This window comes from Massilia forsythiae, assembly GCF_012849555.1.
Lineage (GTDB): Bacteria > Pseudomonadota > Gammaproteobacteria > Burkholderiales > Burkholderiaceae_D > Telluria > Telluria forsythiae.
In genome coordinates this window covers 2857468-2877498 of record NZ_CP051685.1, presented here as the reverse complement: position 1 = coordinate 2877498, position 20031 = coordinate 2857468, and the positions used below count along the sequence as shown (strand labels likewise).

At 67.2% G+C, this 20031-nt stretch carries 13 protein-coding genes; 6 read left to right on the top strand and 7 right to left on the bottom strand.

Translation table 11 applies throughout. The annotated features are described in order from the left end of the window. Position 1 precedes the first annotated feature (1 nt). The 3 genes from rng to HH212_RS12390 all read left to right on the top strand — a co-directional run bounded on the left by rng (position 2) and on the right by HH212_RS12390 (position 4756). Entirely contained in the window at positions 2-1474 is a 1473-nt protein-coding gene (rng, locus tag HH212_RS12400; RefSeq protein ID WP_170202754.1) for a ribonuclease G, read from the top strand. 306 nt (positions 1475-1780) lie between these two features. Next, positions 1781-2884, top strand: coding sequence for a glycosyltransferase family 9 protein (locus HH212_RS12395; RefSeq protein ID WP_170202753.1), 1104 nt, complete (start codon positions 1781-1783; stop codon positions 2882-2884). A gap of 216 nt (positions 2885-3100) precedes the next feature. Further along, complete coding sequence (locus HH212_RS12390) at positions 3101-4756, top strand: class I adenylate-forming enzyme family protein (protein WP_170202752.1); 1656 nt, start codon at positions 3101-3103, stop codon at positions 4754-4756. Between the two features lie 179 nt (positions 4757-4935). Here HH212_RS12390 and HH212_RS12385 read toward each other — a convergent pair whose 3' ends face one another. Further along, positions 4936-5172, bottom strand: coding sequence for a hypothetical protein (locus HH212_RS12385; protein ID WP_170202751.1), 237 nt, complete (start codon positions 5170-5172; stop codon positions 4936-4938). 196 nt (positions 5173-5368) lie between these two features. Between HH212_RS12385 and HH212_RS12380 the strand changes: the two genes are divergently transcribed. Then, positions 5369-7624 (top strand): sugar nucleotide-binding protein, encoded by a 2256-nt coding sequence (locus tag HH212_RS12380; RefSeq protein ID WP_229217693.1) that lies wholly within the window; start codon positions 5369-5371, stop codon positions 7622-7624. 83 nt (positions 7625-7707) lie between these two features. Here the strand turns inward: HH212_RS12380 and waaF are convergent, their stop codons facing one another. The 3 genes from waaF to HH212_RS12365 are packed head-to-tail and all read right to left on the bottom strand — an operon-like array spanning position 7708 to position 11727. Beyond that, on the bottom strand, positions 7708-8766 hold the full coding sequence (gene waaF, locus HH212_RS12375; protein ID WP_170202750.1) for a lipopolysaccharide heptosyltransferase II: 1059 nt from the start codon (positions 8764-8766) through the stop codon (positions 7708-7710). Next, positions 8763-10493, bottom strand: a complete 1731-nt coding sequence (gene msbA, locus HH212_RS12370; RefSeq protein WP_255486996.1) for a lipid A export permease/ATP-binding protein MsbA — start codon at positions 10491-10493, stop codon at positions 8763-8765. The genes waaF and msbA overlap by 4 nt, the downstream gene beginning before the upstream one ends. Continuing rightward, complete coding sequence (locus HH212_RS12365; protein WP_170202748.1) at positions 10486-11727, bottom strand: O-antigen ligase family protein; 1242 nt, start codon at positions 11725-11727, stop codon at positions 10486-10488. Before HH212_RS12365 ends, msbA begins: the two co-directional genes overlap by 8 nt. Before the next feature lie 96 nt (positions 11728-11823). Between HH212_RS12365 and HH212_RS12360 the strand changes: the two genes are divergently transcribed. Continuing rightward, a complete protein-coding gene (locus tag HH212_RS12360) occupies positions 11824-12642 on the top strand; it encodes a glycosyltransferase family 2 protein (protein ID WP_229217692.1) in 819 nt (272 codons plus the stop codon). Positions 12643-12754: 112 nt separating this feature from the next. On the opposite strand, the gene dnaE is transcribed toward HH212_RS12360, so the two are convergent. Together dnaE and HH212_RS12350 are read right to left on the bottom strand one after the other, a co-directional pair. Next, positions 12755-16252, bottom strand: a complete 3498-nt coding sequence (gene dnaE, locus HH212_RS12355; RefSeq protein WP_170202746.1) for a DNA polymerase III subunit alpha — start codon at positions 16250-16252, stop codon at positions 12755-12757. 130 nt (positions 16253-16382) lie between these two features. After that, positions 16383-17537 (bottom strand): acyltransferase family protein, encoded by a 1155-nt coding sequence (locus HH212_RS12350; protein WP_170202745.1) that lies wholly within the window; start codon positions 17535-17537, stop codon positions 16383-16385. Positions 17538-17685: 148 nt separating this feature from the next. Between HH212_RS12350 and HH212_RS12345 the strand changes: the two genes are divergently transcribed. Next, on the top strand, positions 17686-18552 hold the full coding sequence (locus HH212_RS12345) for a sulfurtransferase (protein WP_170202744.1): 867 nt from the start codon (positions 17686-17688) through the stop codon (positions 18550-18552). Between the two features lie 78 nt (positions 18553-18630). Here HH212_RS12345 and HH212_RS12340 read toward each other — a convergent pair whose 3' ends face one another. Next, positions 18631-20007: a TolC family outer membrane protein gene (locus HH212_RS12340; RefSeq protein ID WP_170202743.1), complete on the bottom strand. Its 1377-nt coding sequence runs from the start codon at positions 20005-20007 to the stop codon at positions 18631-18633. Positions 20008-20031: the final 24 nt, after the last annotated feature.

Genomic DNA, 20031 nt, shown 5'->3' with positions numbered 1-20031 from the left:
CATGACTGAAGACATCCTGATCAATATCACCCCACAGGAAACGCGGGTCGCGCTGGTGGTACAGGGTGCCGTGCAGGAACTGCACATCGAACGAACCCTCACGCGCGGCCTGGCCGGCAACGTCTATTCGGGCAAGGTGGTGCGGGTGCTGCCGGGCATGCAGTCGGCCTTCATCGACATCGGCCTGGAACGCGCCGCCTTTCTGCACGTGGCCGACATCTGGGAAGCGCGTCCGCACGACAACAACGGCAACCCGAGCGCGCCGCCGACGCCGATCGAGAAGATCCTGTTCGACGGCCAGGTGCTGACGGTGCAGGTGATCAAGGACCCGATCGGCACCAAGGGCGCGCGCCTGTCCACGCAGATCTCGATCGCCGGGCGCATGCTGGTGTACCTGCCGCAGGACAAGCACATCGGCATCTCGCAAAAGATCGAAAAGGAATTTGAGCGCGAAGCGCTGCGCACGCGCCTGCACGGCCTGCTGCCGCCCGAGGAAAAGGGCGGCTACATCGTGCGCACCCAGGCCGAGGACGCGTCCGACGCCGACCTGGCCGCCGACATCGATTACCTGCGCAAGACCTGGGGCGCGATCACGCAAGGCGCGCGCACCCGCCCCGCCACCACCCTGCTGTACCAGGACCTGAGCCTGGCCCAGCGCGTGCTGCGCGACTTCGTGCACGACGAGACCGCGGCGATCCTGGTCGATTCGCGCGAGAACTACGTCAAGCTGGTGGAATTCGCCCAGGTGTACACGCCGAGCGTGCTGGCGCGCCTGCAGCACTACACCGGCGAGCGCCCGCTGTTCGATTTGTACGGCGTCGAGGAAGAGATCCTGCGCGCACTGGGCCGGCGCGTCGACCTGAAGTCCGGCGGCTACCTGATCGTCGACCAGACCGAGGCGATGACCACCATCGACGTGAATACCGGCGGCTTCGTCGGCGGGCGCAACTTCGCCGATACCATTTTCAAGACCAACCTGGAAGCCGCGCACGCCATCGCGCGCCAGCTGCGCCTGCGCAACCTGGGCGGGATCATCATCCTCGACTTCATCGACATGGAGAACAACGAGCACCGCAACGCCGTGCTGGCGGAGCTCAAGAAGACCCTGTCGCGCGACCGCACCAAGGTGTCGGTGAGCGGTTTCTCGGCGCTGGGGCTGGTGGAAATGACCAGGAAGCGCACGCGCGAATCGCTGGCCCACATCCTGTGCGAGCCCTGCCCCGCCTGTTCCGGCAAGGGGCAAGTAAAAACCTCGCGCACCATCTGCTACGAAATCCTGCGCGAACTGCTGCGCGAAGCAAAGCAGTTCAACCCGCGCGAATTCCGCATCCTGGCCTCGCAGGAAGTGGTCGACCTGTTCCTGGAAGAAGAATCGCAGCACCTGGCGATGCTGGGCGACTTCATCGGCAAGAAGATTTCGCTGCAGGTGGAAAAGGGTTATCACCAGGAGCAGTACGACGTCATCCTGATGTAATCCCGTCGTGCCGGATCGGCACCGGGGACGCACGGACCTAGTCATATTGTTCAATTATGTTGCTCGCGCAGGACATCACACCTAAAAATGAGGTCGCCAGTAACGTCCGCGCCTGGTTTGGACTACAATTTGTGACAAATTTTTTGAAAAAAAAAAGAAAAGTCGTGATATGGCCGATCACTTGTCTACTCGACAGGAGCGGCGCCGTATCGAAGCTTTCAAGGCGCCGCGGCTGCGGCACCCACCTGAAGCGACCACTGGCGGCATCGGTATCCCGATACCGGCAGCGACCCTCTGTAAGAGACAATGAATTTACCGCTCATCCCTGCCGACCTGCTGAAGAAGTCGGACAAGATCCTGTTCATCGCCCACCTGGCGCTGGGCGATTACACGTACCTGCAGAACTGCTTCCAGGCATTCGCCCGGGCGTACCCGCACCTGCAACTGCACCTGTGGGTCGACGAGGTGCGGCGCACCAGCGATGCGTCGCAATGGCCGCACCTCAAGAAGAACGTGCTGTACGACTGGCTGGCCGCCTGCGGCTTCATCGCCAAGGTGTACGACCAGAATTACTCGCCGGCGCTGTTCCAGGCCTCGATCAAGGAAGCCCGGCGCGAGCGCTATCCGATCGTGGTCTCGCTGGGCACGCTGCGTCCGCATTTCTATGCCGACCTGGCGCGCGACATCAGTCCGGGCGGCTTCGTGGTCGGCCTGAAGAAGCCGCTCGGCCTGTCCGATTTGCACCACTATTTCACCTACCGCAAGCTCGACGCCAGCCTCGATCCGGACGTGGCCGACCGCAGCAGCGCCCCGCACATCAGCGACGTGCACGCCGACTGGTTCCGCCGCCTGGCCGGGGTCGACATCCCGCCGGCGCAGCGCATTCCCTTCGTCCACATTCCCGAACGCTTCGTCGAGGGCGCCAGGGCGCGCCTGGCCGAGTGGGGGTTCGATGCGCGCAAGGGCAAGCTGGTGTTCATCAACCCGTTCGCCAAGACCCGCAAGCGCTGCTGGCCGGTCGAGCGCGTGGCCGAGCTGATCACCACCATGCGCGCCCAGCCGGAATGGCGCGACGCCTGTTTCATCGTCAACGCGGTGCCGCAGGAAGTCAACAACGTCCGCACCATGCTGGCGCAGCGCAAGCTCGACCGCACCGAGCTGTTCAGCGCCAACGAGAACTTCTTCCAGCTGCCGGCGATGCTGGCCCAGTGCGACCTGATCGTCTCGGTCGAAACCGCCGTGATGCACCTGGCCAACGCCGTGGGCGTGCCGGTGGTGGCGCTGATGCGCCAGAAGACGCCGGAATGGGCGCCGGTCGACAAGGCCAACAGCACCGTCGTCACGGCGCACCAGCGCCGCGACTGGGTCAAGGCGATCCCGGTGCAAGCGGTGATGCACGCGCTGGCATAAGGGCACTTCGAAAACCTGCTGCGCGTTGCATTTTCAGCTTGCGATGCTCGCCGTACGCCTGTACGGCTGCGCTTCTCAGCCGAAACTGCTGCCGCTCGCGACGGTTTTCAAAGTGCCCATAAGCATGCCATCGTCGCAACATCGAGGCCGCCGCGGGCGGCCTTTCGTTTTGACGGCGTATCATGTCGCCTCGCCGCAACGAGGAGGACATCGCCCATGATTCACGCCACCCCGCATTTGCCGTCCGCCGACGGCGCCATCGACGCCGCCGCCCTGCTGGCGGCGCTGCCCGCGCGCATCGACGCCATTCCGCGCCGGGCGGCCGCGCGCGCGCCCGACGCGCCGGCGCTGCGCCAGGACGGCCGGACGCTCGGCTATGCCGGCCTGGTGACGGCCATCGACCGCTATGCCGACCTGCTGCGCGCGCGCGGCGTGCGCGCCGGCGACCGCGTGCTGCTGGTGAGCGAGAACTGCATCGAGCAGGTGGCGCTGCTGTTCGCCGCCGCCACGCTGGATGCCTGGATCGTCAACGTCAACGCGCGCCTGTCGGCGCCCGAACTCGACGCCATCCGCAGCCATTGCGGCGCGCGCCTGGCGCTGTACACGGCGGCGGTCTCGCCGGAAGCGGCGGCGCATGGCGCGCGCGACGGCGCCGTCGATGCCGGGATGGATGCGCCGGCGGGCGCGCCGGGCGGCCTGCTCGTCGGTCCGACCGACCATGCCTGCGCCCCGGAAGCCCTGGACCCCGACCCGGCACGGCGCATCGCGGCGCTGGTGTACACCACCGGCACCACCGGCCGGCCGAAGGGCGTGATGCTCAGCCACCGCAACCTGCTGTTCGTGGCGGCCGTGTCCAGCCGCCTGCGCGGCTTGACGCCGCAGGATCGCGCCTGGGGCGCATTGCCGGTGTCGCACGTGTACGGCCTGACCTCGATGATGCTGGGCACCTTGCACGCCGGCGCCTGCCTGCACCTGGCGCCACGCTTCACACCGCAGGCGATGCTGGCGGCGCTGCGCGACGACGGTCTCACCATCGTGCAGGGGGTGCCGGCCATGTATGCGCGCCTGCTGGAATTGCGGGAACCGGGCGGGAGCGCGGCCGGCAGGGACATCGCACCGGCTCTGCGCTTCGCCTATGCCGGCGGCGCGCCGCTCGATCCGGCGCTCAAGCGCGACGTGGAAGCGCTGCTGGGCGTGCCGCTGCACAACGGCTACGGCCTGAGCGAAGCCGCGCCCACGGTCAGCCAGACGCGCCTGGACGCGCCGCGCGCCGACACCTCGGTCGGCCTGCCGATCCCCGGCGTCGAGGTGCGCATTGCGGCGCACGACGGCACGCCCTTGCCCTCAGGAGAAACCGGGGAATTGTGGGTGCGCGGGCCGAACGTGATGCTGGGTTACTACCGCATGCCGGCGCCGGACGATGGCATGCACGCGACGGCGGGCGTGCAGCCGGACGGCTGGCTCAACACCGGCGACATGGCGCGCTGCGACGCGGACGGCGCCCTGTTCATCGTCGGACGGACCAGGGAAATGATCATCCGCTCCGGCTTCAAGGTGTTTCCGCTGGAAGTGGAAACCGTGCTGAATGCGCACCCGGCGGTGACGCAATCGGCGGTGGTCGGCCGCGCCATCGCCGGCGGCAACGAGGAAGTGATCGCCTTCGTGCAGCCGGATGCGCGCCACGCGCTGCCGGCGGCCGGCCTGGCCGCCGACCTGGCCGACGATCTGGCCAATGCGCTGCGGGCCTGGTGCGCGGCGCGCCTGGCGCCGTACAAGCGCCCGAGCCGCATCGTGGTCATGGATGCCCTGCCGGCCGCGCCCAGCGGCAAGGTGCTGAAGCACGCGCTCAAGGCGCTGGCGCAGGCGTCGTAGGTAGCGGCACGCCGTCGTCCCCGCGCACGGTGAAGAATGCCACCGGCAGTTTTCACCCCATGCCGGGTGGCCAAAATGCGTATTTGAAGCGCCTGGGTGGTGCTACCGCACTGGATTTGGTTGCTGAGTATGGGTCCCCGCCTTCGCGGGAACGACGAGGTATTGGCCGGGCGCTCGCCTCAGCGCCGCCGCTTCTTCCAGTTGTAATCCGGCCCCGTCACGTCCACCCCCGGATGTCCCACCGCGTCCGGATGCTCCGAGCACATGGTGACGAAGCGGATCCCCTCCCCTTCGCGCTGGCGCTTGCGCAAGCCTTCCATGAACCCCATCGCCGCCACCATCTCGCTGGTGTCGAAGCCCTGCGCGTGCGCCGCGCTGCCCTGTTCCCCGACCAGCGTCCAATACACCATGTACATCGATCCCTCCCGGTTCGTTCCCTGAACAATGGTAGCGCAGGCGTTCCACGGCGACCACAATGATAGACGCGCTTTATCGATTTCCGATATTGCGTAGGATTTGTCCTAAATGTCTTCACTATGTACGCTACTTCACATAAGAACCGGGATACGCCGTCTAGCCTAGAAAACTGGTCAACAACCCCAGGTTACGCACATGAATCTCAACAATTCTCTCCGTCCGGCAAGTCCTTCGTTTCAACTGTGGGGCGGTCTCGAATGCACCGTCAATCGCGTACGCGACAATTATTTTTCCCAGATGGAACGCAATGGCCATGCCGAACGGGTGCAGGACCTGGAGCGTTTCGCGTCACTCGGCATCCGCGCCATCCGCTATCCCGTGCTGTGGGAGCGCACCGCCCCCGACGGCATCGACGCGGCCGACTGGTCGTGGCCGGACGAGCGCCTGCCGGTGCTGCAGCAACTGGGCGTAACGCCGATCGTCGGCCTGGTGCACCACGGCAGCGGCCCGCGCCACACCAGCCTGGTCGATCCGGCCTTTCCCGCCATGCTGGCCGAATATGCCGGCGCGGTGGCGCGGCGCTACCCCTGGGTCGAGTACTGGACGCCGGTCAACGAACCTTGCACCACCGCGCGCTTTTCCGGCCTGAACGGCGTGTGGTACCCGCACGGCAACAGCGAGGAACTGTTCGTGCGCGCGCTGGTCATCCAGTGCAAGGCGGTGGTGCTGTCGATGCAGGCGATCCGCGCCGTGAATCCGGCCGCCAAGCTGGTGCAGACCGACGACCTGTCGCGCACCTACGGCACGCGCGAGATGGCCGGGATCATGGATTTCTTCAACGAGCGGCGCTGGCTCGGCTGGGACATGTTGTGCGGCAAGATCGACGAGGAGCACGCACTATGGGGCTACCTGCTGGAATCCGGCGCCTCGGCCGAGGAACTGCTGTGGTTCAAGGCCAACCCTTGCCCGCCCGACATCGTCGGCGTGAACTACTACATCACCAGCGAGCGCTGGCTGGATCACCGCGTCGAACGCTATCCGGAAAGCCACCGCACGCAGTACCGCGGCATTGCCCACGCCGACATGGAAACCCCGCGCGTGCTGGCCACGCCGACGCCCGGTATCGCACCGCTGCTGCAGGAGACCTGGGACCGCTATGGCTTGCCGATCGCGGTGACCGAGGCCCATATCGACGCCAACCGCGAAGACCAACTGCGCTGGCTGCTGGAAATCTGGAACGCGGCGAAAAAGGTGCAGCAGAACGGGGCCGACATCCGCGCCGTCACCGTGTGGGCGCTGCTCGGCTCGTACGACTGGAATTGCCTGGTCACCGAATGCCGCGGCTATTACGAACCCGGTCCGTTCGACGTGCGCGGCCCGCGCCCGCGCCCGACCGCGCTGGCGGCGATGATGCGCGAACTGGCCAGCGGCCGCCCGCTCTCGCACCCGGTGCTGCAGGGCCAGGGCTGGTGGCGCCGGCCGGGGCGCTTCCTCGCGAAACCGGTGGCGACCAGCACGGCGGTGGCGGACATCGGCGAGCGCGGCGCGTTCCGCTCCACCCTGCCGCAGCCGATCCTGGTCGCCGGCGCCACCGGCACGCTGGGGCACGCCTTCGCGCGCATCTGCAAGCGCCGCAACCTGGCCTGCCACGTGCTGACGCGCCAGGAAATGGACATCGCCGACCCGGCCTCGGTGGAGGCGGCGATCGTGCGCTACAAGCCGTGGGCGATCGTCAACGCCGGCGGCTACGTGCGCGTGGACGAGGCGGAAAGCGATGCCGGGCGCTGCATGCGCGAGAACACGCACGGCCCGACCGTGCTGGCGCTGGCGGCGATCCGCCACGGCCTGCGTTTCATGACCTTTTCCAGCGATCTGGTGTTCGATGGCAGCCTGGCCCGTCCTTACGTGGAATCCGACCGCGTGGCGCCGCTGGGCGCCTACGGCCGCAGCAAGGCCGAAGCCGAGCGGCGCGTGCTGGATGCCGATCCGCAGGCGCTGGTGATCCGCACCAGCGCCTTCTTCGGGCCTTGGGACGAACACAATTTCGTCACGCAAGCGCTGGATGCGCTGGCCGCCGGCCGCCCGTTCACCGCCTGCGCCGACCAGGTGGTGTCGCCGACCTACGTGCCGGACCTGGTCGACGCCTGCCTGGACCTGCTGATCGACCGCGAATCCGGCATCTGGCACCTCAGCAACGGCGCCGCCATGAGCTGGGCGGAACTGGCGCGCCGCGCCTGCGGCATTGCCGGCGTCGACCCGGCCGGCCTGGAAGAGCGCCGCGGCGCCGACCTGGAATTGGCGGCGGCGCGCCCTGCCCAGAGTGCGCTCGGCAGCGAACGCGGCCTGATCCTGCCGGCATTCGAGGATGCGCTGGTGCGCTACCTGCACGAGCGCGAAACCGGCATTCCGTCCATGCCGGAGAAGCAGGAGGCTGCGCACTACGCCAGCTGAAACGAGATGCCTTGCACGGCGCTGGCGGCGCCCGGATCGAAGCATGGTGAAGAAGGGGACGCTCCGGCGTCCCGTTTCCTTGATTACGGCAGCGCCAGCTTCACCAGCTGCAGCATCGGCGCCAGCTCGCTCCACACCAGGTCCACGCTCATCTTGTTCATGCAATCGTGGTGCCCGAGCGGGCACTCGCGCTGGCGGCAGGGAGAACAGGCCAGGCGCAGCGACACCGTGCGCGCCATTTCCGACAGCGGCGGCGCGTAGTCGGGGTCGGTCGAGCCGTACAGCGCCACCACCGGACGGTTCAGCGCCGAAGCGATGTGCAGCAGGCCGGAATCGTTGGACACCACCGCATCCATGCGCGCCAGCAGCGCGATCGCCTCGTCGAGCGAGGTCTGGCCGGCCAGGTTCAGCACCGCCGCACCTGCGGCGCCGCCGGCGCCGGCATGCATGCGCACCTGTTCGCAGGTCTCGCGGTCGTTCAGCGAGCCGAGCAGCGCGATCTGCACGTTCGGCACCATCTGCGCTACCTGTCCGGCAAGGGCGCCATAGTGCGCCGGCGGCCAGCGCTTGGCGATGCCGAATTCGGCGCCGGGCGCGAACGCCACCACGGGCCGGCCGGGCGCGATGCCCAGGCGCGCGCAGATGCGCTCGGTCTCCTCGCCGCCCACCACCAGCGCCGGGCGCGCGATGTCCTGCGGCGGCAGCAGCGCCGGCTCGCCCGCCAGCGCCGCATAGAACGGCACCATCGAGCGCGGCGGCGTGTCGTGGTGCATCACGTTGATCATCCCGTAGCGCGTTTCTCCCTTGTAGCCAATGCGTTGCGGGATGCGCGCCAGCCACGGAATCAGGCCGTACTTGAGCGTGTTCGGCAGCACGTAGGCATCGCGGTAGCCGCGGTGCCGCAGCAAGCGCGCGAAGCGCCAGCGCTCGCGCAACTGCAGCGCGCCATGACGGAACGGCGTTTCCATGATGGTGTCCGCTTCCTGGATACGACGCCACACCGGCACCACCTGCGGCGGCGCCAGCACGTCGATGGGGCGCTCCGGGCAGGCCTGCTTGAGCAGGCGCAGCAGCGGCTGGGCCATCACGGCGTCGCCGATCCAGTTCGGCGAAATGACCAGGGTGCGCGGTACGCCGCTCATTGGGTCTCCATCGCAGTGGCGAACTGCAGCCGGTACAGGTTGGCGTACATGCCGCCACGCGCCAGCAGTTCCTCGTGGGTGCCCTGCTCGACGATGCGGCCGTGCTCCATCACCACGATCAGGTCGGCGCCCTCGATGGTCGACAGGCGGTGCGCGATCACGAAGGTGGTGCGTCCGGCCATCAGGGTCTCGAGCGCGGCCTGCACCGCGCGCTCGGACTCGTTGTCGAGCGCCGAGGTGGCTTCGTCCAGGATCAGGATCGGCGCATCCTTGTAGATCGCGCGGGCGATCGCCACGCGCTGGCGCTGGCCGCCGGACAGGCGCATGCCGTTCTCGCCGATCATGGTGTCGACGCCCTGCGGCAGGCGCTCGACCACGTCGGCCAGGTGGGCGGCGCGGATCGCCGCCTGCAAACGCGCCTCGTCGACCTGCTCCACGCCGTAGGCGACGTTGGCGCGCAGCGTGTCGTCGAACAGCACCACGTTCTGGCTCACCAGCGCCAGCTGGGCGCGCAGCGAAGCCATCCTGATGTCCTGGAACGGCACGCCGTCCAGCAGGATGCGGCCGCCCTCCGGCTCGTAGAAGCGCGTGACCAGGTTGACGAAGGTCGATTTGCCGCCGCCCGACATGCCCACCAGCGCCACGGTCTGGCCCGGCCTGACGTCGAGCGCGATGCGCTCCAGCGCCGGCGCCTGGGCGTTGGGGTAACGGAAGGTGACGTTCTCGAAGCGCACGTGGCCCTGGGCGCGGCCGAGCGTGCGCGTGCCCGGGTCGTGCTCGACCGGCGCGTCGATCATCTCGAACACGGTCTCGGCGGCGGCGATGCCGCGCTGCATCGGGCCGTTGACCTCGGCCAGCGCCTTCAGCGGCGTGAGCAGCATCAGCATCAGGGTCACGAACTTGGTGAATTCCCCGACCGTCATGTTTTCCTGCAGTGCCAGCACCACCACCAGCGACAGCGCCAGCGAGGTGGCGATCTGGGTCACCGGGGTGGTGGCGGCGAAGGCCACCGTCATGCGCTGCGAAAAGCCGCGCAGCGCCTCGCTGCGCAGGTAGAAGCGGCGGCTTTCATAGCGCTCGCCGGAAAACACGCGGATCACCTGGTGGCCGCGCGCGGCTTCCTCGACCACCTGCGTCATCTCGGCGGTGACGCGCTGGTTCTCACGGTTCAGGTGGCGCAGGCGCTTGCTGGTGGTGCGCACGATCACGGCGGTCAGCGGCACAACCACGATCGCCACCAGCGTCAGCTTCCAGTTCAGCCACAGTAGCGAGCCGAGCAGGCCGATCACCACCAGCACGTCGCGCACGAACGACAGGAACACCGAGTTGATCATGTCGACCACCTGGCGCACGTCGCCGACCACGGTGTTGATCACCTTGCCGGTCGATTCTTCGTGGAAGCGCGCCACCGGCAGGCGCAGCACGCGCTCGAACACCTGCGCGCGCAGGTCGTTCAGCACGCGGCTGAGCACCCAGTTGTTGTAATAGGCGGTGGCGAAGGTGCCGATGCCGCGCAGGACGAAGATCGAGACCAGCACGCCCGGGATCCACCACAGCGAAAACGCGACCTTGTTGTTGAACCCCTTGTCCATCAGCTGCTGGAGCGCTTCGCCCAGCAGCGGCTGGGTGGCCGCGGTCAGCGCCATCGCCAGCAGCGCCATGAAGGCGCGCGAGCGGTAGGGTTTGACGATCGCCCACAGGCGCTTGATGATGATACCGTTATTCAATTTTCTCTTTCGCATTCAGGCAGAAGCCCATGAGCATGAACACCATGAGCGCATAGAACAGGCTGCCCTTCATAGACCAGAAGATCACCTCGGTCAGGCCGAAGCCGGCGTAGGCCAGCACCACCAGCATGCCGGCCAGCGCGGGCGCGAACTGCGGCGCCTGCGCACCGGCGCGCAATTGGCGCGCGAAAAACCATGCCGGCGCCGCCAGGATCGCGGCCCACAGCGCGAAACCCACGACGCCGCCGGTCGCCAGCGCCTGCAACCCGTCATTATGAAGGTGCGGCAGCACCAGCACCTGCGGGTCGAGCCGCCCTGCGCGCGCATAGTCGGCCAGGCGCGCGCGGCAGGCCGCGAAATCCATGCCCAGCAGCGGATGCTCGCGGATCAGCATCGCCGCGCCTTTCCACAATTCGAGGCGGGTGCCGACGTTGGTCCAGACGTTGCCGCCTTCGTACCAGGTGCGCGCATCGTCGATACCCTGCGCGAAGCGCGCCTGCATGCCCAGCGCCGGCGCGAACCAGGCCGAGGCCAGCAGCGCGGCGCCGGCCGCCGCCAGCATGCGCAGGCGGCGCCGGTCGAACGCGCCGGCGTAGCGCAGCACCAGCAGCAGCGCCGGCGCCAGCGCGATCCAGCCGCCGCGGGTGCCGGTCAGCAGCGAGGCCGTCATCCCGGCCAGCGCACCGGCGCCGCACAGCAGCGCCTGGCCGCTGCGCCGGCGCAGATCGATCGCGCCCGCCAGCGCCACCAGCGCCAGCAGCAGCGCCAGGTCGCCGAAGGTGATCGCATTGATCAGGCCGCCCGGCCGGTCGATGCCCAGTCCGAGGCGCTGCCAGGCCACGAACGGCAGCGCCGCCAGCGCGCCCGCGCTCACCCCCCACCACAGTGCCCGCCGCGGCGCCTGCGTCGCCAGCACCGCCAGCATCGCGCTGGCGGCCAGCAGCATGCGCGCCGGCTTTTCCAATGCGCTCATGGAGGTCCCGCGCAGCAGCGCGCACGCCAGCACGAACAGGAAATGCAGCAGGAAGGCTAGCATGACCCAGCGCACCTGCGGCCAATGGCGGCGCAGCGCGTCGCGGTTCGGTTTGAACAGGATCAAGGCACTACCCAGGAACAGGAAGCTGTCGAGACTGACGCCGAACAGGGTGACGAGGCTGAGAAAAGGTAACAGGAAAGCCAGGAAGCCGATCCAGACCCGCATCGGCTCCCTCGTGTTCGTCGGATTGCTGTTCATCGATGTTCTTGTGGGATACTCTTGCCCCTAATCCAGCAGTGTACAACGGACCTCATGCCCAGCGCACAGACAAACTCGGCACAGACGATCTCGGTCGTGATCACCACCTATAACCGGCCGGACGCCCTGGCGGCAGTGGTGCGGGCATGTTTCATGCAGAGCGATAAAAATTTCGAAATCATTATCGCTGATGATGGCTCGACTGCCAACACGCGCGCCTGCATCGAGCGCCTGGCGCAAGGCGCGCCGGTGTCAATACAACACGTTTGGCAAGCGGATAACGGTTTTCGCGCGGCGATGGCGCGCAACCGCGGCATCCTGGCGGCCCGGGGCAACTACATCGTCTTCCTGGACGGCGACTGCATCCCGCAGCGCGACTTCGTCGCGCGCCACCGCGCGCTGGCGCGGCCGGGCTGCCTGGTGTCGGGCAGCCGCATCCTGATGAGCGAGGCGCTCACCCGCCGCGTGCTGGAACAAGATATCGACGTGGCCGCGGCGCCGCTCGCCACCTGCCTGCGCTGGCGCCTGCATGGCGACCTCAACAAGGCGCTGCAACTGGCCGTGCGCTGGCCCGACCTGGGGCGCACCTCGAGGCGATTCAGCTGGCGCCGCATCAAGAGCTGCAACCTGGCCGTGTGGCGGCAAGACCTCGAGCGCGTGAACGGCTTCGACGAAAGCTTTACGGGATGGGGCTACGAGGATTCCGACCTGGTGGTGCGCCTGTTCCACGCCGGCGTGCTGCGCCGCGACGGCGCCTTTGCCACCGAGGTGTTCCATTTGTGGCACCGCGAAGCGGCGCGCGACCGCGAAGGCAGCAACCGCGACCTGGTGCTGGCGCGCGCCGGGGCCAAGGTCACCCGGGCGGTGCAGGGATTGCGCGAGCACGGCGCCGCCGGCATGGACGCGGGCCGGTAAATACCACGGCACGGCATCCGTCTGTGACGATGATGCGTAGGGTGGACGGCTCCACCGCCGTGGGCCGATTTGCCCCCGGCGTGTGCGCCGTCCACGCGGTGATACGCACCGCTCAATACTCGACCGCCACCGCCGACGCCCCCAGCTGCAGCTCCAGCGCCGCTTTGAGCTCGTCCGACGGCGCCACGCGCCAGCCGTCGCCCAGCTGCAGCGTGCACGGGATGCCCTGCGGCGCCACGCGCAGGCTGACCGGCAGGCCGTCGTGGTGGCGGTAGGGCTGCAGGATCTCGGCCAGGCGGCTCGGCGCCACCGAGCAGGCCAGGTCCATCTCCAGCTTGTGGCCATACTGGATGCGCGCGCCGGCGATGTCGTACACCTTTTCCGCCGTGATGCGCAGGCCGCCGTTGAAGCGGTCTTCCGACACCTTGCCGACCACCAGCAGGAACTCGTCCTCGCGGAAGATGTTCTTGTTCGCTTCCAGCAGCTCGTTGTAGATGGTGACCTCGACCGTGCCGGTCTTGTCGTCGAGCGCCACGATCAGGATCTTGCCGCGCTGGGTCAGCTGGGTGCGCACGCCGGTGATCACGCCGCACAGCATGCGCGGGTCGCGCGACGGTTCCAGGTCCTTCAATTTGGTCTTGGCGAAGCGGCGCACCTCGCCCGCGTAGGAATCGAACATGTGGCCCGACAGGTAGTAGCCGAGCGCGGTCTTTTCCTCGGACAGCTTCTGGCGGTCGGTCCAGGGCGTGGCCTTGACGTAGTCCGGCGGGGCCACCATGTCGCTGTCGTCGCCGCCGAACAGGCTGACCTGGTTGGCGGCGGCGGCGGCCTGGCCGGCCGCTTCCATCGCGAACGCCACCGATGCCAGCAGGATGGCGCGGTCGACGCCGAAGCAATCCATGGCGCCGGCGCGGATCAGCGATTCGATGGTGCGGCGGTTGATCTGCTTGCGGTCGACGCGCTTGCAGAAGTCGAACAGGTCCTTGAACTTGCCTCCGTCCGTGCGCGCGGCGATGATCGCCTCGATCGCGCCCTGCCCCGCGCCCTTCACGCCGCCCAGGCCGTAGCGGATGTTCGCCACCTGCTTGCCGGTGACGGAACGCGGCGGGCCTTCCGGCGTGAAGCGGAACTGCGATTCGTTGACGTCCGGCGGCAGCAGGGTCAGCTTGCAGACGTCGATCGCATCCTCGACCAGGATCTTGATCTTGTCCGTGTCTTCCATCGCCAGCGACATGTTGGCGGCCATGAAGGCGGCCGTATGGTGCACCTTCAGGTAGGCGGTGTGGTAGGACAGCAGCGCGTAGGCGGCGGCGTGCGACTTGTTGAAACCGTAGCCCGCGAACTTTTCCATCAGGTCGAAGATCTCGTCGGCCTTGTCGGTCGACAGGCCATCCTTGGCGGCGCCGGCGCGGAAGATCTCGCGGTGCTCGGCCATCTCCTCGGCCTTTTTCTTGCCCATCGCGCGGCGCAGCATGTCGGCGCCGCCCAGCGAATAGCCGCCGACGATCTGCGCCATCTGCATCACCTGTTCCTGGTAGACCATGATGCCGTAGGTCTCGGACAGGATCGACTCGGTGCGCGGGTCCGGATAGTCGAACTTCTCGCCGTGCTTGCGCTTGCAGAAATCCGGGATCAGGTCCATCGGACCGGGGCGGTACAGGGCCACCAGCGCGATGATGTCCTCGAAGCGGTCGGGACGCGCATCCTTGAGCATGCCCTGCATGCCGCGCGATTCCAGCTGGAAGATGGCGACCGTCTTGGCGTCGGACAGCAGTTTATAGGAAGCCCGGTCGGTCAGTTCCAGCGACTCCAGGTTGAAGCCGGCGTCGGCCGGGTCGAGCGCGCGGATGTAGTTGACGGCGCGGTCGAGGATGGTCAGGGTGGTCAGGCCCAGGAAGTCGAACTTGACCAGGCCGACCGCTTCGACGTCGTCCTTGTCGTACTGCGACACCACGCCGGCGTCCCCGCCCTGGGTGTACAGCGGGCAGAAGTCGGTGAGCTTGCCCGGCGCGATCAGCACGCCGCCGGCGTGCATGCCGATGCCGCGCGTGATGCCCTCGACCTGCTGCGCCAGGTCGAGCAGCTGCTTCACTTCTTCCTCGTTGTTGAGGCGCTCCTTGAGCATCGGCTCTTCCTCGATCGCCTCGGCGATCGAGACCGGCTTGCCCGGCTTGAACGGGATCAGTTTCGAGATGCCGTCGCAGAACGTATAGCCGAAATCGAGCACGCGGCCGACGTCGCGGATCGCGCCCTTGGCCGCCATGGTGCCGAAGGTGGCGATCTGCGACACTGCCTCGCGTCCGTACAAATCCTTCACGTGCTGGATCACCAGTTCGCGCTTTTCCTGGCAGAAGTCGATGTCGAAGTCGGGCATCGAGACGCGTTCCGGGTTCAGGAAGCGCTCGAACAGCAGGTTGTATTTGAGCGGATCGAGGTCGGTGATCTTCAGCGCGTAGGCCACCAGCGAACCGGCGCCCGAACCGCGCCCCGGTCCGATCGGCACGCCGTTGTTCTTGCCCCACTGGATGAACTCGGCCACGATCAGGAAGTAGCCGGGAAACTTCATCTTGATGATGGTCTGGTTCTCGAATTCCAGGCGCGCCTCGTAGCGCGGCCGCTCGCGCTCGCGCGCCAGCGGGTCCGGATACAGCTGCACCAGGCGCTCTTCCAGGCCCTTCCTGGTCTCGGCCACCAGGAAATCGTCGATGGTCATGCCCGGCGGCGTCGGGAAGTCCGGCAGCTGCGGCTTGCCCAGCGTGAGCGTGACGTTGCAGCGCTTGGCGATCTCGACCGAGTTGGCGAGCGCGCCCGGCAAGTCCTTGAACAGCTCGGCCATCTCGGCCTGCGATTTAAAACACATCTCCTGGTTGAAGCGGCGCACGCGCTTGGCGTTGGCCAGCATCTCGCCCTCGGCGATGCAGACGCGCGCCTCGTGGGCGATGAATTCGTCCTTGCGGATGAACTGCACCGGGTGCGTCGCCACCACCGGCAGCCCGAGGCGGCCGGCCAGCGCCACCGAATGGCGCACCTGCTGTTCCTGGTTGGGCTGGCCGGCGCGCTGGATCTCGATATAGAAATGGTTCGGGAACACGGCGGCCCAGCGCGCGGCGACGGCCTCGGCCTTGGCGATGTCGCCGTTGTCGATCGCCATGCCGACCTCGCCGAACTGGGCGCCGGACAGCACGATCAGCGCGTTGTCCTGCGGCGCGTCCGGTTCCAGCGTCGAGGTCGACGCGGCCAGCGCTTCCAGCCACTCGGGGCGTAGCTCGGCGCGGCCTTTGTATTGGTTGGTGAGCGAGGCGCGCGCCAGCAGGTCGCACAGCTGCAGGTAGCCGGTGCGGTTCTTGGCCAGCAGCAGCAAGCGGTAAGGTTTGTCGCGGTTGTCGTCGTTGCTGATCCAGGCGTCGACTCCCATGACCGGCTTGATGCCCTTGCCGCGCGCCGTCTTGTAGAAGCGCACCAGGGCGAAGGCGTTGGCCAGGTCGGTGACCGCCAGCGCCGGCTGGCCGTCCTTGGCGGCGGCGCCCACCAGGTCGTCGATACGGACGAGTCCGTCGACGATGGAATATTCCGAATGGACGCGCAGATGGGTAAAGATCGGGGAAGTCATGCCGGCATTCTACCAAGCCGGGGCCGCGCCCGTGAACGCCGGCCTGGCCCGGCGCCGCCGGGTGTGGCGGCTTTACCAACCGCCCATCGGCATGGTCCTGCTTGACAGTTCCCGGCGACGCTCGACTGTTTCAATGCCATTTCCGTATCCCCGCCTGCATCCTCGGGCGCACTTCGTCCAGCGTTGGCGGCGCCGCCGCCCTGGCGGGACCGTAACGCCGCCGCAGGCGCAGGAACGGCTCTTCGATCGTGTGGTAGCTCAGCGTCGCCAGCGCCCAGGAAGCGCCGTAGGCCAGCGCGACCATGACGGCAGCGTCGATCCAGCCGATACCGCTGGGACGCACCAGGCCGACATGCTCGGCCAGCAGATGCAGCATGCCCATGTGCAGCAGATAAAACGAAAAGCTCACCTTGCCGCCGTGGCACAGCATGCGCTCGAGCGGTCGCGGCAGGCGCGGCTCGAAGGCGGCCCAGGCCAGGATAAACCAGGCCCAGCCGAAGCTTTCGAACAGCGACCAGAAGATCCAGAGCGGCGCCGCCGGACTGCCGCCGAACGGCGCGAAGCGGTGCAGCGCGGCGCTGCCGGCAATCACCAGCGCCGCCGCCGGCGCCAGCAGCCAGGGTGCGTGGCGGTGCAGGCCGGCGCGATGGCGCCGGTACAGCATGGCCGCCAGCATGCCGGCCAGGAACTGGTCGAAGCGGCCGATGAAGGTGCAAAAATACATCAGGGTACTGTTGCGGTTGACGCCGTACGCGGCCAGCTTGAAGAACGCCATCAGCGCCAGCCATTGCAGCAGGTAGCGCGCGCCGCGTTCGAGCGTGAAACGCGCCAGGAAGGGAAACAGCAGGTAGAACAGGCATTCCAGGGAAATGGTCCAGGCCGCGCCGGTGACCACCGTGGCGGACGTCGGCGCGTGGCCGAGGTTGGTCGCCAGCAGGTACAGCAGGTCTTGCGGCTGGAAATCGTCGCGTCCGATCGACGTCGCCACCAGGAAGATGGTCAGGAACAGCGGCGCGATGCGCAGCAAGCGGTTGCGCAGGTAGTCGCCGTAGCGCAGCACGCCGTCGTTGTGCTGCGCGATCCGCATGAACAGGAAGCCGGACAAGGTGAAGAACAGGCCGACGCCGGTATGCCCTTCGGTAACGATGCCGGCCCAGGGAGTGGCCAGCGCCGCACCGCCCAGTCCACGGTATTCGAGCTGGAAGTGGTACAGGAAGACCAGGGTGGCGGCCAGCCAGCGCAACTGGTCGACACGCGGCTGGTAACGCAGGTTCATCGAACGCATGAGTGCCCCACTCGATGGCAACATACAACACATTCTGATGCAAAAGCAGCAACCCTGGCGACATTTTTCGCCCCGTCCGCCGGTACTGTCCCCGCCCCGAACCCTGCTTTATAATAGCCGGTTCATCCCGATCTCCCTGGTCATTACCATGTACGTCAACATCGCCGCCTACAAATTCGTCACCCTCGACAACCTGGAAACGCTGCGCCCGCAGTACCAGGCACTGTGCAACGAGCTCGATCTCAAGGGCACGGTGCTGCTGACGCCGGAAGGCATCAACATATTCGTGTCCGGCACCCGCGAACGGATCGACCGCTACCTGGACTGGGTGCGCAGCGATGCCCGCCTGGCCGACCTGGAATGGAAGGAAAGCCTGTCGAACGAGCAGTCGCATCGGCGCATGCTGGTGCGCATCAAGAAGGAAATCATCACGATGCGCATGCCCCTGATCCAGCCGGAACTCGGGCGCGCGCCATCGGTCGATCCGAAGACGCTCAAGCGCTGGCTCGACCAGGGCCACGACGACGAGGGCGTGCCGGTGGTGATGATGGAAACCCGCAACGCCTTCGAAGTCGACGTCGGCACCTTCGACAACACGCTCGACTACCGCATCGACAAGTTCAGCGAATTCCCGGACGTGGTGGCGCGGCACAAGGACACGTTGCAGGGCAAGACCGTGGTGACCTTCTGCACCGGCGGCATCCGTTGCGAAAAAGCCGCGATCCACATGCAGAACATCGGCTACGAGCGCGTCTACCAGCTCGACGGCGGCATCCTGAAGTACTTCGAGGACGTCGGCGGCGATCACTACACGGGCGACTGCTTCGTGTTCGACTACCGCACCGCCCTGAATCCGAAACTGGAGCCGACCGAGACCGTGCAATGCTTCGCCTGCCGCGCGGTGGTCACGCCGCGCCAGCAGCTGGCGCCCGAATACGTGGTGGGCCTGTCCTGCCCGCAATGCGCCGCTTCCAGGGCAGAGGCGCCGGCGATCGACGCCGCGGTGGCACCGTAACCTTCCGGGCGCGGCCGGCACAAGCGCGAAAAAAAGGCAGCCGAGGCTGCCTTTTTTCATGCCGCCGCCCCGGTCCTGTCAACGCAGGAAGGCGGCGACCTCGCGCACGCTGCCGTCGTCCAGCGTGCCGGCGGCGGCGCGCAGGCGCAGCAGGCCGATCAGATAGGAATAGCGCGCCTGGGCCAGGTCGCGCTGGCTGGTGTACAGTTGCTGCTGGGCGTTGAGCAGGTCGAGGTTGATGCGCACGCCGCCCTTGATGCTCTGTTCGGTGGCGGTCATCAAGAGCTTGCCGGAGCCGACCGCCTTTTCCAGCGCCGAGATCTTGCGCACGCTCGACTGCACCAGGCTGTGGGCCTTGCGCAGTTCGACCAGTACCTGGTTGGTGCGGGCGTCGAGATCGGACTGGGCGCGCCCGTAGGTGGCGGCAGCCTGGCGCGTGGTCGCGCTGATCGCGCCGCCCTGGTAGATCGGGATGTTGACCTGTACGCCGATCGTGCGGTTCACCGTGTTCTGCGTGTAGGTATTGATCGATTCCGCGTCGCCCTTGCTGTAGGCGGCGACGAAGTCCACCCGCGGATAATGGCCGGCGCGGTTGCGGTCGATGTCCAGGCGTGCGTTTTCCACCGCCAGGCGCCCCGCCGCCAGCGCTGGATTCTTCGCGAGCGCGATCTTTTCCCACTCCTCGAAGGTGCCGGGGGTAATGGTGAGCGGACGGAAGCCGTTGCCCAGCTTGTCGAGGTTGCCCGGATCCATGCCGATGATGCCGGCCAGGGTCTCGCGCGCGGCCACGGCATTGTCCTGCGCCTCGACCAGCTGCGCCTCGGCCAGGTCCAGGCGCGCCTGGGTTTCCAGCGTGTCGGTCTTGGTGCCCTCGCCCTTTTCGAACAGGCGGTCGTTCACCTTCATCATTTCGCGGTACATGTCGCGCGAAACCCGCGACAGCGCGATCTGGTCCTCGGCGAACAGCGCATCCATGTAAGCGCTGACCACGCGCACCGCGACCTCGTCGGTGCCGGCCTCGAACGCGGCCTCGCCCTGCCTGGCCTGCACCTTGCCCTGGCGGTAACGCGCCACGCCGTCCAGGTTCAGGATGGGCTGGCGCAGCTGCACGATCGATGAGCGGCTGATGTAGTGCGGATGGGTCAGGGTGCGGCCGTAGAGGCCACCGCCCAGGCTCTGCAGCGCATCGACGTCGGCCACGTTGCGGCTGGACGAATAGCTGCCCGACACGCTCGGCAGCAGGTAGGAACGGCCGATGATCGCGTTTTCCTTGGCCGCTTCCTTGTCGTAGAAGCTGACGCGATAGGTCGGGTCGTTCTTCAGTGCCGCCTGGTAGGCCTGCTGCAGCGTCACCGCGCCGGCCTGGCCGGCGGCCAGTGCGACGGCGCCCGCCGCCAGGGCCAGCGCGGCGCGGCGCAGCGCGCCACCGCGTACGCATCGATTTCGGTTTGCCACCTTGATATCCTCGTTGCGTGCCAC